We start from the raw sequence: 14,734 nt of genomic DNA on the forward strand, positions 1-14,734 counted from the left end.
AAACTAGTATCAAACTTTAAAAGACCAGCATTAACATTTTGAAAAAAATCACCATAAGCCACAGATAGTTGTCCATTTTTAGAGGTTTTATATGCTAAGGATACTCTTGGAGATATATTTATTTTATCAGAAAGCTGGTAATTATCTGCTCTTAAACCAGCTTTGATTGCTAGATTTTTGCTAAAAATTAAATCAGATTCTACGAAGGCTCCTGAATTATTATTTATGAAACCATATTGATTGGAAGATTGATTTGAACCAATTCCCTCTTCAAAATCTGTGGAAAAGTGCTCTAGACCAAAACTCAATTTAAATCGACTGCTAAATCGTTTCCTCAACTTAGCCTTTAAATGGAAAGAATTTTCATTATTCTCAATATCTGTTGAATTATTTACACTTACATCTGTAATACCTAAAGTATAACTTAAACCAGATTCTAGTGACCAATTATTTCCTAGTACTCCTCTGTAAGACGCATTAGAATAAAAATTTCTATTGCTTAACTTAAAACGAACACCTTCGGGATTATTAATGTCATCTTGTGTTAGATCAAAACTAGTGGTATCAAAGGCAGCATAGAATTTAAGCATTCCCGTATCAAATTTTTGTCGAAACACAGCTTCTCCTTGAGCACCTTCAAACGGCTTTTTCCAATCATTTCGATCTGGATACAAGGCTATATAAGGCGCTAAATTAATATATGTAGCGTTTACACTAAGAGAAGTCTTCTCCCATTTTTTAGTATGACCTACTCTTCCGCCAACACTCATGATACCGATTTCGGTTTTGTTTTGATCTGGTTCATTAATTGTATTAAGTAATAATACACTTGATAATGCATTACCATATTCGGCAGAATAACCTCCTGTTGAAAATGTAATCCCATCAAATAAAAACGGTGAATAGCGACCACGTGTTGGTAGGTTATTAGGAGTAGGTGAAAATGGCGTAAATACACGAATACCATCAATAAATATTTGTGTTTCATCAGCTTCACCTCCTCTAACGAATAATCTACCGTCTTCAGCCACTGTAGACGTACCAGGAAGCGTTTGTAAAGCTCCTACAAAATCTCCAACAGCGCTAGCTGTAGTGACCACATCTAAAGAACTCAACACTGAAACTTTACTATTATCATTGGCTTCAAACGTACCTGCAGAAATAACCACAGCATCTAATGTGTTCACATCTTCTCTTAATTTGATTTGCAAATTTTGAAGTGTTGACACATCACCAGCAACTGTTTTTGTTTCATATGACAAATATGAAATGATTAACACTTGTGTTCCTGTTTCTGTAGATTGAAAAGAGAAATCTCCTTTATCGTCTGTTGTTGCGCCATCATAAGTTCCTTCTAAATAGACATTAGCTCCAATAATAGGTTGATTTTTCATATCTATAACTTTTCCACTTATAGTGGTTTGTGCAAAGGAAAACATCGAGATTAAGGTGGTTAAAATGATTAATAATTTCTTCATGATGTGGTTGTGATTAATTGTTCGTTTTTGATTGATGATACAAACTTCAAGTATTTACTAGATTTTAAAAATTCAAATGCACTGAATTGTCAATATTGAATGATGAATTGCATATTTTTACAAAAACATTGATTTAATGCTCACAAAAACTCAAAAAAGATTTAGTATAATTTATGCCATTGTGCTTATCGTAGAGTTGATTTGCGGAAGCACCAATGACTTAGCTAAACTACATTATTTCACTAAACCAATAATAGTATTATCATTATTGGTGTTTTTCATAACTCAAAGTAAGTCCTCAAACAAAACCACCAAAACCCTAATGATATTAGCACTAATATTATCACTAATTGGTGATGTTGCATTATTATTTGACTCTATAAATCCAATCTATTTTATTATAGGCCTAGCCTCCTTTTTATTAGCACATGTGATGTATACTCTACTGTTTTTAAAACAAAGAGATGAAAACAAAACACCGATACGTTTTATAATATTGATGCTACTTTATGCTTGTGGTTTATTTTACTTACTTAGAAATGGTTTAGGTGAGTTATTAATTCCTGTTATCATATATATGATTGTAATACTTAGCATGTCTACTTCTGCTTTTTTGAGAATAAAAGAGAATAATCTTAATAGTTACAATTGGGTATTCATAGGCGCCATACTATTTATGATATCTGACAGTATTTTAGCAATTGATAAATTTTATCAGTCGTTTACTTTCAGTTCTATTGGGATAATGCTAACCTATGCCATAGCACAATATTGTATTGTGATTGGCATTTTAAAATGGAATTTAAACTCGCGTTAAGGATGGAAACGACATCCTTTTGGTAACAAAAGATACAGTGTACAGCCTGACCGAAGGGAACGCCAATACATAAAATAAACAGATTTTAAATTTCATTGTAACATTTTAAAACAAAAGACTACTTATAAGTAACTAACCGATAAAAATTTGGATAAAGCACTCGAACATAGTTTTGTTGAATTACTCGAAAAACATCAGAACATTGTGCATAAAGTCTGTAGATTATATACAAATAATCAAGACGCGCATAATGACTTGTTTCAAGAGATAACTATACAGTTATGGAAGGCGTATCCTAAGTTTCGAGGTGATGCTAAGTTTAGTACTTGGATGTATCGTGTTGGTTTAAATACTGCAATTACACTCTACCGAAAGTCTAAACGAAGTATTAAAACACAAGAGTTTGAAAGTGTTCAGTTTAAAATCAAATCTGAACCTTATGATGATACTGAAGAACAACAATTAAAATTATTATACAGAGCTGTACATCAGCTAAATGATATTGAAAAAGCGTTGGTGTTTCTATACCTCGAAGACAAAAATTACAGTGAAATAAGTGAAACCCTTGGTATTTCTGAAGTTAATGCTCGTGTGAAAATGAATAGGGTTAAAAAGAAATTAAGAACAATATTAAATCCGTAATCATATGGATGAATTAGAATTATTAAAAAAAGACTGGCAAAAAGAAGATAAATCGTATCCGAAATTATCATATAATGAGATTTACAATATGATATTACGAAAATCGTCATCTATTGTCAAATGGATATTTATCATTAGTATCCTTGAATTTGCATTTTGGTTATTTATGTCTTTTGGTTTGAAAGCCTCTGGATTTAACTTAGAGTTAGAAGGTATAGAGACAGACTTTGGATTTATTGCCATATCTATTTTTTCTTACATGGTTCTCGCTTATTTTTTCTATAGATTCTATATGAATTACAAGACCATCAACACGACTGATAACGCCAAAATTTTAATGGAAAACATATTAAGAACTAGACGGACTGTTAAACAATATGTATTTTTTAATTTGGTGGTATTAGTTATAGGTGTGGCCTACATGATGCCTTATGCAATAAAAAGTGACGAAAACTCTAGAGCGCTTTTAGAATCTGCAACTGCAAATGGAGAGCTGTTTAAATACTATGCTGGTATTGCAATTGTTACTATAATCGGTTTGGTTATAGCGATTAGCATATTACTACTATTTTATTGGCTAATTTATGGCATTCTTTTAAAACGATTGAATAGAAATTACTTCGAATTAAAAAAGCTCGAAGTATAAATCACCAATCACGAAGTTCACGATTAAGGCGTTCTTTTTCTTCCAATTCATCTTGAGGAATTACCTTTAGAAATGAAGGATGCTGCTCTATAGCAAATTCAATTTTCTCAACAATATCAGCAATGCTCTCGTTTTCATAGTCAATTTGTAACGGTTCTTTAACTTCAAAAGATTGATACACATTTTTCTTCTTAACACGAAGACCTTTTTTATCAAATGAACGTCGAAATCCGTCAATAACTATAGGTACAACAATAGGTTTGTACTGTTTTATGATATGAGCAGTTCCTTTACGAATAGGTTTAAATGGTGTAGTTGTTCCTTGCGGAAAAGTGACAACCCAACCATCATCTAAAGCTGTTTTTATACTCGTAATATCACTCATTTTCACCTGTCGATTCACATCTTGACCCTTAGAGCGCCAAGTTCTCTCGATACTTATAGAACCAGTATAAGCAAATATTTTAGGTAGTAAACCAGACTTCATGGTTTCCTTTGCTGCTACATAATACATGTTTAACTTAGGATTCCATAAATAACCAACATTTTTAATATTATCTAATCGTCCACTAAGACTCGCATTAAATACATGAAACATTGCGATAACATCTGCAAAATACGTTTGATGATTAGAGATAAAAAGCACATTTGTATCAGGAAGATTTTTAATAATATCTGAGCCTTCAATTTGAAGTTCATTAAAACCTCTAAACCTTCGGTGAGTAAATAATCCGAGGATTCTTATCAGCCATTTTTTTACAAGAAGTATATGCCCAAAAGGGTTTCTTTTAAATAATCCCATTAAATGTTTAGTTATTAAGCAGAACTACAAACTTACGAAATCTCATAATTACAACACTTTTTTTAACAAGTCTTTTACTTCGCTAAGCATCATCGCTGTAGCTCCCCAGACAATATGTCCATTCAACTTAAATGCTGGAACTTCAACATCAATTTTATAAGACGTTTTAACTGAGGTGCTTATCACTGATGATTCCTCTAAAAAATGCGGAAGTGACACTTCGATTAGGCCTTCAACTTCTTCGTCTTGTTTTATAAAATTTGGTGTGGAATCAGACACACCAAAAAAAGGATGCACTGTAAAGTTACTAGGAGGAATATACATTGGTGTCATTTGTTTCAACACTTTAACTTGATGCTTGGGCACTCCTACTTCTTCATGAGTTTCACGAAGTGCAGTCATTTGCAAATTATTATCTGAGTCCTCGACCTTTCCACCAGGAAAACCAACTTGAGCAGAATGAACTCCTTTATAGGTTTTTCTTAAAATTAAAATTAAATGAGTTTCATTTTGATCATTAGGATAAAATAAAGCTAAAACAGCAGCTTGCCTAGCAGATTTCATTAAGATTTTATTACGCTCCATTAACTCCAAACGATAAGGAGGTGACATTTTAATTTGAGATGCTTCTCCTGGAAGTTCTATATTTTTTACTTTTGGTATTGATTTTATAAATGTTTTGAAATCCATCTTTAAAAATGATCAGATTTTTTTTTATTGTGAGTTGTATCTGTTTTATGAATTGTGAAGATAAGCAATCTCGTAAAAACACAGATACAATTACTACAGATTCACTAGTTATAAGAGAAACTCTACCACCTAAAAAGAAAAAAGATACCATCATCAATATCCCGGAACCCAAATACCCTATTCTTACTGAAAAAAACGCTATGGAATTTTTTCTTCAGTATGAAAAAGAACATAAAGAAAATAAAGTAAGAATCGTTACTGACTTTGGAAATATTGATATTGTATTATTTAATGAAACAAAGTTCCATCGTGCAAATTTTATCTATCTAACTAAGCAAGGGTATTTCACTGACACACAATTCTATAGAGTAATAGAAAATTATATTGTTCAGGCGGGAAGTACTGATGATAGAGACGTGATGCGCAAACGAAAACAAATTGGAAAATATCTATTACCAACAGACACTAAACGTGGTTTTAAACATGAAAGAGGAGTGATTTCAATGCCTTCAAGTGATATTGACAATCCTTATAAATTAGCATCACCTTACGAGTTTTTTATCACCTTAAGAGATGTGTATCAATTGGATGGCGACTACACGATCTTTGGTAAAGTTGTTCGTGGTATAGATGTTTGTGATAAAATTGCAAAAGTTGAGACAGATAACGGTGATTGGCCTCTTAAAAATGTATACATTCGAAAAGTAGAAATTCTAGAGTAACAGATTAACACACATCTGTATTTAACAAAAAACAAACACAATTTCTGTGTAATTTTCAATATCTTCGAAGCTCTAAAAACTAATTTAATTAACATAATGATTTCAAAATCGATTAAAGCTGTACTCTTGTGCAGTGTGGTCCTATTTGCTAGTTGCAAAAAAGACGAGAAACAAGCTGAAAATAATGAAGAAACAGCAGCTATGAGCGACAATGTTTTGTTACAAAAATGGACAGGTCCTTACGAAGGTGTTCCTGCTTTTGATAAAATGAATGTAGCAGATATTAAGGAAGCTGTAGAAACAGGTATGGAATTAAATCTTGCAGAGATCGACGCTATTGCTAATAGTAGTGAACCTGCAACGTTTGAAAACACTATCGTTGCTATGGAAGCTGCTGGTAAAACTTTAAATGACGTATTTACGTATTATGGTATTTTAAGTAGTAATATGTCATCTCCTGAATTTAGAGAAATACGTGCTGAATTAGCTCCTAAATTATCAGAATTTAGTTCAAAAATATCTCAGAACTCCGAATTATTCCAACGCATTAAAACAGTTTATGATGCATCTCAAAAAACACCATTAGAACCTCAAGCACAACGTGTTGTAGATTTAACTTACAAGAGTTTTGAAATGAATGGTGCCAACTTAGATGCTTCAAAAAAAGAGCGTTATGCTGCCATAAACAAAGAATTATCAAGTTTATATAATGATTTTTCAGATCATGTTTTGCATGATGAAGAAAACTATGTTACTTACTTAAGCAAAGATCAGTTAAACGGACTTTCTGATGGCTTTGTAAAATCTGCAGCCAAAATAGCAACTGATAAAGGTCAAGATGGCAAATATGCTATTACAAATACGCGTTCTTCAATGGATCCGTTTTTAACTTATTCTACTGAACGTGAATTACGCAAACAAGTATGGACAAATTATTATTCTCGTGGTGATAATGGAGATGAATATGATAATAATAAGCTTATTGCCGAAATACTCAAACTAAGAAGAGAGCGTGTGGAACTATTAGGTTACGATAATTATGCGCAATGGCGTTTACAAGATCGTATGGCTAAAACACCTGAAAATGCAATGAATTTGATGAATGCTGTTTGGCCCGCTGCTATTGGTAGAGTTGCTGAAGAAGTGGCAGACATGCAAGCTGTTGCAAACGATCTTGGCGATAATATTACAATTGAACCTTGGGATTACAGATTTTACGCAGAAAAAGTACGTCAGAAAAAATATGATTTAGATAGTGATGAAGTAAAACAATACCTTCAATTAGACAAATTAACAGAGGCAATGTTTTATGTTGCTGGACGTTTATTTAATTTTAAATTCACGCCTATTGAAAAAGGAAAAGTACCTGTATTTCACGAAGACGTAAATGTTTGGGAAGTTACCGATAAAGATTCTGGGAAACATATTGGTTTATGGTATTTAGACCCTTACGCTAGAGAAGGAAAACGTTCAGGAGCTTGGGCCACTACCTATAGAAGCTATACATCTTTTGAAGGTGAAACTAACGTTTTAGCATCAAACAATTCAAATTTCGTAAAACCTGCACCAGGTGAATCTGTATTGGTATCATGGGATGATGCAACAACATTTTTTCACGAGTTTGGACATGCACTACACTTCTTTTCAGCTGATGTAAAATACCCAACTTTAAATGGAGGTGTTAGAGATTATACAGAATTCCAATCACAATTATTAGAACGTTGGTTGTCAACCGACGAAGTCATTAATCAGTTTTTAGTTCATCACGAAACAGGAAAACCAATTCCTGCATCTTTAGTTGAAAAAATTAAGAAAGCATCAACCTTTAACCAAGGTTTTGGTACAACTGAATATTTAGCATCTGCGTTAATGGACATGAAATTGCATTTAGCTGACCCTTCAAATATTGATATCGACAAATTTGAGCGTGAAACTTTAGCAGAACTTAAAATGCCTAAAGAATTACCTATGCGTCACAGAACACCTCACTTCGGACACGTATTCTCTGGAGAAGGTTACGCTACAGCATATTATGGTTACATGTGGGCAGATGTTCTTACTAGTGATGCTTCTGAGGCGTTTAAAGAAGCTCCGGGTGGATTCTATGATGAAGCTGTCGCTGGTAAATTAGTGAAATATTTGTTTGCTCCTAGAAATGCTATGGATCCTGCTAAAGCTTATAGAATGTTTAGAGGTCGAAATGCTAAAATAGAAGCGTTAATGAGAGACAGAGGATTTCCTATTCCTAAAACTAAATAATTTAGAATAGATATTACATTTTAAAATTCCCATAGTCTTTTTTAGGTTATGGGAATTTTAAGTTTGAAGAACGTCACAGTGTACAATTTATAAATCAGATTTTCGTTTTCTAATTAATCAACTAATTTTAAAAATGAAATCTTACAATAAAATTATTCTCAATCTTCCAGAATATCTTTTAATTGCTGCTGTTATTTTTTATTGGATGTCTGCTGGACTAGTCATTAATTACATCGCGATTGCACTTATTTTAGGCATAGTTTTACAAATGATTTTTAAAAACAGAGTTGTTGGTGTTGTAATACCTTGTCTAATGATATTGGTATGCTTATATATGATATTGGCATTAATTTCAGAAGTTAGAGAATTTCCAAGTTTCAATTCTGATGCACAAACATTGTTATTTGTTGGTTTATTATATTTTATACTAACAATATTAGCATCTGTAATCATGCTTGTGAAATATGGGACATTATCAACTAAATAAGTACTTAAGTATTTTCTTTATAAAGACTTGGTAAACTTATTTTAAACTTCACTGCAATTAATCTAATCACTATTACAACTGTACCAGCTATAATAAACACAAAATTCGTATCTGCCATAAACTCACGAAGTAAAAAATATGTAAAACCTCCTATAATACACGCAGTTGCGTAAACTTCTTTTCTAAAAATTACTGGAATTTCATTACATAAAATATCTCTGATAACACCTCCAAAACATGCTGTCATTGTTCCCAGTGAAATACAGATAATAGGATGCAAATCAGCTACAATACCTTTTTCAATACCAACCACAGTATATAAACCAATACCAATGGTATCAAATAAAAACAGGGATTTTCGTAAAAAATTTAGCTTACTTTTAAATACTATTGAAAATACAGTAGCTCCAAAAATCACATAAACATAGGTCATATTAGTCATCCATGATACTGGCTGAATTCCAATTAAAACATCTCTCAAAGACCCACCTCCTACTGCAGTTACAAAAGCTATTATGAGCACTCCAAAAGGATCCATTCGTTTGTTTAGCGCTACTAATACGCCAGAAATTGCAAATGCAATTGTTCCTAAAATGTCTAAAATTTGAAAAAACATTACATGTCTTGTGTATAATAGTTATAATCTTTAATAACGGTGTCAACAAATTCTATAGGTTTTTGCTTAGTTTCTACACCCATCACATTAGTGATTTTCTTTGACAATGATAAGATAATATTATGCTGCCCTTTGATTTTTGCGTCGTCATAAAGGTTTTTAATAAATTGCATTTCATCATCTTTAAAAACCGTAACCTGACTGTATGTTGGCACGTATCCTAGAGGAATCTCTTTCAAAAGCGTATCGTTTATACTTAACTTTACTTTTTCGCTAATAACAGTAGTACCTGCTGCAATATCTCCAACACGTTGACCATTACCTCTAATTAAAATAGAAAGCACTGCTAATCCGCCACTAGTTAATGATACATCTACAATACGAAGAATCCATCGTACAAAATAATTAGCAAAGCTAGGTTTCGAGCCATCTAACTTTACAACTCTAGTCTTCATCGAATATTTACCAATGGTTTGACCATTCCAAAACGTTTCTAATAAAACATAGTAAAGAAAAGCAGGTAAAGATACGAGTAACCACAATGCCCAGAGATCAGAATTGTCAAGTGATAAGGATACCATTATTAAAATCATTATGATAAAATAAAGCACAATAACTAAAGTGTCTATGAGGTAAGCTAACAATCTGTCTCCAAGATTAGCAACATTTTGTTGAATCCCTACATTTTGAGCTGTTTCTATTTGAAATTCCTCCATATTTTCTTTTCTTTGAAAGTAAATTAAATCCTCAAATGCGAGAAGCTGCTTTCGTTAAGCAAAATAAAGATAAATGGTTAAGATTTGAAAGCGTTCTTTCAAATAATAACGTAATCGACCCAAATGAACTTTCTGATTTATATATTGAAATTACAGATCACCTAAGTTATGCAAAAACGTTCTACAAAAACAGTAATACAGAGCGCTATTTAAACCAGATTGCTTCACAAGCACACCAAAAGATTTACAAAACAAAAAAAGAATCTAAAAATCGGCTAGTTTCATTTTTTAAAACCGAGTTCCCTTTAATGTTTTATCAGCACCATCGCGAGCTTTTAATCGCCTTTTTAGTCTTTTTATTATTCTGCCTTGTTGGTGCTTATTCAGCTGCAACCGATGGTGACTTTGTGCGTTCTATTCTTGGTGATGCTTATGTTAACATGACTATGGAAAATATTGAAAATAACGATCCAATGGCTGTTTATAAACAAATGGGGGAATTTAATATGGCACTCGGCATTACTATCAATAATATAAAAGTAGCACTCATGGCATTTGCCTACGGCATTATGTTTGGAGTTGGCTCCTTATACATAATGATGCAAAATGGAATTATGCTAGGAAGTTTTCAATACTTCTTTTATGAAAAGGGTCTGCTTTGGGAATCTGTTAGAACCATTTGGATTCATGGAACGTTTGAAATTTCTGTAATTATAATTGCTGGATGCTCTGGTTTAGTTTTAGGAAATGGTATATTGTTTACTGGAACTTATACAAGATTAGAAGCCTTTAAACGAGGCGTTATTAATGGGCTAAAAATTTTAATCAGCACAATACCATTTTTTATTATTGCTGGGTTGCTAGAAGGATTTGTTACAAGACATACTGAAATGCCAGATTGGTTAGCTATTTGTATTATTGGTGGCTCATTGTCAATTATCATTTTTTATTATGTAATCTATCCAAGGCAGCTGCATAAAAAGTCCAAACAAGTACAATTAAATGACCTTTAAAACGAACTAGATTATAATGAAAAGTTATATAGAATTTAAAAAACAACGTGAATTTGGAGAACTACTAGCAGATACCTTTGCTTTCATTAGAAATGAGTTCAAACCATTCTTTGGTGCCATTATAAAAATATCTGGTCCTTTCGTGGCATTGTTTTTATTTGCAATGGTTTTTTATACTTATATCGTCGGTGACATGTTTAATTTCGATTTGATGCAAACCAATCAATTCGGAAGTAGTCCATTAAAATTAATTGTTGCATATGTTGCCTATTTTGGGGCAGCAATTTTAGCTTACACATTTACTACATCTACTGTGTTATATTACATAAAATCATACATTGACAACAATGGTATCGTCAATCAAGAAGAGGTAAAACAACAAGTCTATAAAAACTTCTGGAACTTTCTCGGACTCTCAATACTTAAGGGATTAACCATCATTATCGCTATGATAATTTGCTGTTTACCCGTTTTTTACGCTGTAGTGCCTATGATGGTCACTTTACCTATTTTAGTTTTTGAGAAATCAAATGCTTCAGACGCATACAGTAAAAGTTACTCACTTATTAAAGATGAATTTTGGATTACGTTGGCGACCATAATCGTGTTTTTAATAATTTATTGGGTAGTATCAAGTGTTTTTGCTATTCCAACAGTAATATATACGTATGCAAAAATGGGTATTTTTAGTGGTGAAATTGATCCTGGGAATTTTGACACTTTTGTTGACCCTGTTTATATTCTACTGAATGTTTTAAGTACTTTTTTTCAATATATCCTTAATATTATCACCATAGTAGGATCCGCATTTATTTATTTTAACTTGAATGAACGCAAGTACTTTTCTGGGACCTTAGAGCGTATTGAATCATTAGGAAAACTAGAAGACTAAATGACGCTATTCAAGTTCTTATTCTGTATTCTGTTTTGCGCTCAATTTACTTTTGCGCAAGACAAAGGTTCAGGTGTAACTTATGATGATACTGAACTAGAAATTAGAGAAATTTCAGAAAATGATCTTGAAACTTATAAAAATGATAAGGCCTTTAATTATATTGAAAATGAGCCCGAAGACAATTTTTTAGTTAGGGCTTATAACACCTTAGTAAATTGGATTAGTAATATCATTCGCGAAATTGTAGAGGCTATTTTTGGTGTTGGAGAAGCACAAGGTTTATTGTATTTTCTTTTCAACATATTACCTTATCTCATTTTAGCGGTTTTAGTTTTCTTTTTGATACGTTTTTTCCTTAAGGTCAACTCAAGAACAATGATAACAGGTAAAAAAGCAGCACCGAGTTTTCAATTTACTGAAGAAGAACAAATCATTAAAAACGAGAATATAAATGCACTCATTAACGATGCTATTTCTCAAGGAAATTACAGATTAGCCATTCGCTATTACTATTTATTGTCGCTTAAATACCTTACTGAAAAAGACATCATTACTTGGCAACAAGAAAAAACAAATGAAGATTACATTAGTGAAATACAATCTGAATCTATAAAAAGTAATTTTATAAATATTACTAGAATCTATGATTATGTTTGGTATGGTGAATTTAATGTTGATCAATTAAAATTTGAAAGCCTAAAAACATCTTTTGAATCCTTAAACAAGAGTATTAAACAATAGTGAGTAACCAGATAAAATTCTATATCGCTTTAACTGCTTTAGCAATTTTCGGAATTGTACTTATGGAGTACGCTAAACCCAAACAAATCAATTGGTTTGCTTCCTATGCAACGCATCACAAAATCCCATTTGGCACCTATGTATTTCAAGAACAATTAGAACGATTATTTACTGACACTAAAATTATAAATCTTGAAAGTCCTCCATATCAATACTTATCAGAATCTGATAGCTTAAACGGAACGTATCTATTTGTAAATGGTTATGTTGAATTTGGCGATACTGAGTTAGACGAATTATTAGATTGGACGTCAAAAGGCAATACTCTTTTTATCGCTTCTGAAGATTTTGAAGAGCAACTGTTAGACACTTTACATCTCAAAACAGACGTGCTGAGTATTTTTGATGTTGAAGGTGATAATTTTCAACTTCAGCTAAGTAATACCGCATTAGACACAAGTACAGTTAGTTTCGATAAAAGTAATTACATGTCTTATTTTAATGTTATTGACACATTAAAGACTTCAGTATTAGGCACTATTAAAGGGTATGAAATTAATGAGGATACAGAAGAAGATTCAATTAAAATTGAAATACCAATACACACTATAAAACAACCTTTCGGGAATGGTAGCATTGTGTTAAGTACTTTCCCACAAGCCTTCACAAATTATTTTATTTTAAACGCTCCCAATCAAAATTATACTTCTGGTATACTATCGTATTTAGACGATTCTGAACCTATATATGTCGACAATTATTATAAATCAGGAAAGTCATATTATACGTCTCCAATGTATATTTTATTAAATACTAAAGCTTTGAAGTGGGCTTATTACATCATGCTTATTGGTGTTGCTTTTTATATCATTTTTGAAGGAAAACGGAAACAAAGAGCAATCCCAATAGTAAAACCACTTAAAAATCAAACTATAGATTTTACACGTACAATTGCTAATATGTATTATGAAAAAGAGAAACATTTTGAAATTGCTGAACATAAAACTCTACATTTTTTAGAATACATAAGAACACATCTACATCTCAGCACCACAACTATTGATGATGATTTCATAAAAAATCTTGCAGCAAGAAGCAATAACAGTATCGAAGACACAAAACATTTGTTTAAAACCATAGAAAACTTTAAACAAAACACACAACTTAATAATATACAATTAGAGCGATTAAATACGCTTATAGAAACTTTTAAAAGTAAAAACTCATGGAAGAAAACAACTTAGATTTTGATAATAGAATTCCTCTAGAGGATTTAAAAAATGCAGTAGACCAAATCAAAAATGAATTGCGTAAAGTCATTGTTGGTCAAGATCAATTTGTTGAACTACTAATTGTGGCTTTACTAGCAGATGGTCATGTGCTTATTGAAGGTGTCCCTGGAATCGCAAAAACTATAACTGCCAAATTATTTGCCAAAGTACTTAAAACTAATTTTAGTCGAATTCAGTTTACTCCAGATTTAATGCCAAGTGATGTTTTAGGAACTTCAATATTAAATATGAAAGATTCTGAATTTGAATTCAAACCAGGACCAATATTTTCAAATATTGTGCTTATTGATGAAATAAATAGAGCACCAGCTAAAACACAGGCTGCATTATTTGAAACAATGGAAGAACGTCAAGCTACAATTGATGGTAAAACATACAAATTTGAACCACCTTTTATGGTTCTAGCAACACAAAACCCAATAGAACAAGAAGGGACTTATGCTTTACCAGAAGCACAATTAGACCGATTTATTTTTAAAATAAAAGTCGATTATCCAAGTTTAGAAGATGAGATAAAAATTATAGATTCTCATCATAAACGTCAAGGAAAATTACCACAAACACTTATACAACCAGTCTTAGACACCAAAAGTCTAGAAGATTATAAATCAAAGACTCAAGCTATTGTTGTAGAAGAAAAAATAATAAAATACATTGCTGAAATTGTTTCAAAAACACGAAACCATCCACATTTATATTTAGGAGGATCACCTAGAGCTTCTATTTCAATCTTAAATACTGCTAAAGCTTTTGCAGCCATTAACGGACGAGATTTTGTAATTCCAGAAGATGTAAAGAAAGCTGTAAATCCAGTTTTAAATCACAGAATTATACTTACTCCTGAGCGCGAAATGGAAGGCATGACTACTGAGCAAGTAGTAGAAATGATTGTTCAATCTGTTGAAGTTCCTAGATAAC

General features: G+C 31.9%; 16 protein-coding genes. 11 read left to right on the top strand and 5 right to left on the bottom strand.

All coding sequences use genetic code 11. From position 1 onward, the window contains the following. On the bottom strand, positions 1-1,478 hold a 1,478-nt coding region (locus tag AB8B90_RS10760; protein ID WP_405336722.1), incomplete at its 3' end, for a TonB-dependent receptor. Positions 1,479-1,614: 136 nt separating this feature from the next. On the opposite strand from AB8B90_RS10760, the gene AB8B90_RS10765 reads away from it, so the two are divergent. The 3 genes from AB8B90_RS10765 to AB8B90_RS10775 all read left to right on the top strand — a co-directional run bounded on the left by AB8B90_RS10765 (position 1,615) and on the right by AB8B90_RS10775 (position 3,583). Then, positions 1,615-2,295 (top strand): lysoplasmalogenase, encoded by a 681-nt coding sequence (locus AB8B90_RS10765; protein WP_405336724.1) that lies wholly within the window; start codon positions 1,615-1,617, stop codon positions 2,293-2,295. Between the two features lie 147 nt (positions 2,296-2,442). Continuing rightward, positions 2,443-2,937, top strand: coding sequence for an RNA polymerase sigma factor (locus AB8B90_RS10770; RefSeq protein WP_405336726.1), 495 nt, complete (start codon positions 2,443-2,445; stop codon positions 2,935-2,937). Positions 2,938-2,941: 4 nt separating this feature from the next. Continuing rightward, positions 2,942-3,583, top strand: coding sequence for a hypothetical protein (locus AB8B90_RS10775; protein ID WP_405336728.1), 642 nt, complete (start codon positions 2,942-2,944; stop codon positions 3,581-3,583). A gap of 1 nt (position 3,584) precedes the next feature. Here AB8B90_RS10775 and AB8B90_RS10780 read toward each other — a convergent pair whose 3' ends face one another. Next, the gene (locus AB8B90_RS10780; protein ID WP_405336730.1) at positions 3,585-4,385 is read right to left on the bottom strand and encodes a lysophospholipid acyltransferase family protein; all 801 of its coding nucleotides are present in this window, start codon (positions 4,383-4,385) and stop codon (positions 3,585-3,587) included. 48 nt (positions 4,386-4,433) lie between these two features. Further along, entirely contained in the window at positions 4,434-5,075 is a 642-nt protein-coding gene (locus AB8B90_RS10785) for an NUDIX hydrolase (protein ID WP_405336732.1), read from the bottom strand. 8 nt (positions 5,076-5,083) lie between these two features. On the opposite strand from AB8B90_RS10785, the gene AB8B90_RS10790 reads away from it, so the two are divergent. The 3 genes from AB8B90_RS10790 (at position 5,084) to AB8B90_RS10800 (ending at position 8,543) form a co-directional block, all read left to right on the top strand. After that, positions 5,084-5,797 carry a peptidylprolyl isomerase gene (locus AB8B90_RS10790; protein ID WP_405336734.1) on the top strand — a complete coding sequence of 238 codons (714 nt, stop codon included), beginning with the start codon at positions 5,084-5,086 and terminating at the stop codon, positions 5,795-5,797. Between the two features lie 96 nt (positions 5,798-5,893). Further along, complete coding sequence (locus AB8B90_RS10795; protein WP_405336736.1) at positions 5,894-8,056, top strand: M3 family metallopeptidase; 2,163 nt, start codon at positions 5,894-5,896, stop codon at positions 8,054-8,056. A gap of 133 nt (positions 8,057-8,189) precedes the next feature. Further along, positions 8,190-8,543: a hypothetical protein gene (locus AB8B90_RS10800; protein ID WP_405336738.1), complete on the top strand. Its 354-nt coding sequence runs from the start codon at positions 8,190-8,192 to the stop codon at positions 8,541-8,543. A 4-nt stretch (positions 8,544-8,547) separates the two neighbouring features. On the opposite strand, the gene AB8B90_RS10805 is transcribed toward AB8B90_RS10800, so the two are convergent. Both AB8B90_RS10805 and AB8B90_RS10810 read right to left on the bottom strand, forming a co-directional pair. Continuing rightward, positions 8,548-9,159 (bottom strand): trimeric intracellular cation channel family protein, encoded by a 612-nt coding sequence (locus tag AB8B90_RS10805; protein WP_405336740.1) that lies wholly within the window; start codon positions 9,157-9,159, stop codon positions 8,548-8,550. Beyond that, the gene (locus AB8B90_RS10810; RefSeq protein ID WP_405336742.1) at positions 9,159-9,875 is read right to left on the bottom strand and encodes an RDD family protein; all 717 of its coding nucleotides are present in this window, start codon (positions 9,873-9,875) and stop codon (positions 9,159-9,161) included. Before AB8B90_RS10810 ends, AB8B90_RS10805 begins: the two co-directional genes overlap by 1 nt. A gap of 35 nt (positions 9,876-9,910) precedes the next feature. Here AB8B90_RS10810 and AB8B90_RS10815 point away from each other — a divergent pair, with 35 nt between their 5' ends. Genes AB8B90_RS10815 through AB8B90_RS10835 form a run of 5 tightly spaced genes read left to right on the top strand, consistent with a single transcriptional unit; the run spans position 9,911 to position 14,733 of the window. Continuing rightward, a complete protein-coding gene (locus AB8B90_RS10815; RefSeq protein ID WP_405336744.1) occupies positions 9,911-10,888 on the top strand; it encodes a stage II sporulation protein M in 978 nt (325 codons plus the stop codon). A 16-nt stretch (positions 10,889-10,904) separates the two neighbouring features. Next, on the top strand, positions 10,905-11,780 hold the full coding sequence (locus AB8B90_RS10820) for a glycerophosphoryl diester phosphodiesterase membrane domain-containing protein (protein WP_405336746.1): 876 nt from the start codon (positions 10,905-10,907) through the stop codon (positions 11,778-11,780). Then, complete coding sequence (locus AB8B90_RS10825) at positions 11,781-12,524, top strand: DUF4129 domain-containing protein (protein WP_405336748.1); 744 nt, start codon at positions 11,781-11,783, stop codon at positions 12,522-12,524. Next, complete coding sequence (locus AB8B90_RS10830; protein WP_405336750.1) at positions 12,524-13,768, top strand: DUF4350 domain-containing protein; 1,245 nt, start codon at positions 12,524-12,526, stop codon at positions 13,766-13,768. Before AB8B90_RS10825 ends, AB8B90_RS10830 begins: the two co-directional genes overlap by 1 nt. Then, on the top strand, positions 13,750-14,733 hold the full coding sequence (locus AB8B90_RS10835; RefSeq protein WP_405336752.1) for an AAA family ATPase: 984 nt from the start codon (positions 13,750-13,752) through the stop codon (positions 14,731-14,733). The genes AB8B90_RS10830 and AB8B90_RS10835 overlap by 19 nt, the downstream gene beginning before the upstream one ends. Position 14,734 lies beyond the last annotated feature (1 nt).

The organism is Psychroserpens sp., assembly GCF_045105015.1.
Taxonomy (GTDB): domain Bacteria; phylum Bacteroidota; class Bacteroidia; order Flavobacteriales; family Flavobacteriaceae; genus Psychroserpens.